Raw genomic sequence first — 699 nt, 5'->3', positions numbered from 1 at the left:
ATTTATTTGCCGACGCGATGGTGGCAGTTGATGGCAGTAAGTTCAAAGCAGTGAACAGCTCCGATCAGAACTTCACCCAGGCCAAGATCAAACGTCGTATCCAAGAAGCTGAAGCTAGTATTGCGCAGTATTTAAAAGACTTAGAGGCAGCTGATCTGCGCTCACCTGCAGGGTCCACGCCACATCAAGTTCGGTTGGCTGAGCGTATCGAGTTGTTTAAAGCCCAGATGGCACAGCTACAAGCTATTGAAGAAAAAGTACAAGCAGCACCAGATAAACAGATCTCCATGAGTGATCCCGATGCCCGGTCGATGCAACACCGCGGAGGCGGTATCGTGGGCTATAACGTACAGGCAGCCGTGGACACGAAGAACCATCTCATCGTTGCCCATGAGTTAACTAATGTCGGTCATGATCGCAGTAGCCTGGCTGCGATAGCAAACCAAGTCAAAGAAGCGCTGCAAGTAACGCAGCTGACCGTAGTGGCGGACAAGGGTTATTACAGTGGTGAACAAATCAAAGACTGTATGGACTTGGGTGTCACTCCCATCATGCCTAAATGTAAAACGTCTAGCAATCGATCTAGTGGTCTGTTTGATAAGAATGCGTTTATCTACCACCCCGATAAAAATGAATACGAGTGCCCTGCAGGGCAAGCATTAATAGAGCGATTTAAAACCGTGGAGCATGGTAAGAATC

General features: G+C 48.2%; 1 protein-coding gene. It reads left to right on the top strand.

The window, feature by feature from the left end; all coding sequences use genetic code 11:
* Positions 1 to 699, top strand: a 699-nt coding sequence (locus tag ICN37_RS11445; RefSeq protein ID WP_216157784.1) for a transposase, incomplete at both ends; no start/stop codon positions are given.

Source organism: Polynucleobacter sp. P1-05-14, from assembly GCF_018881675.1.
Taxonomy (GTDB): domain Bacteria; phylum Pseudomonadota; class Gammaproteobacteria; order Burkholderiales; family Burkholderiaceae; genus Polynucleobacter.
The sequence above is the reverse complement of the archived record's forward strand: the minus strand, read 5'-3'. Positions and strand labels throughout refer to the sequence as shown.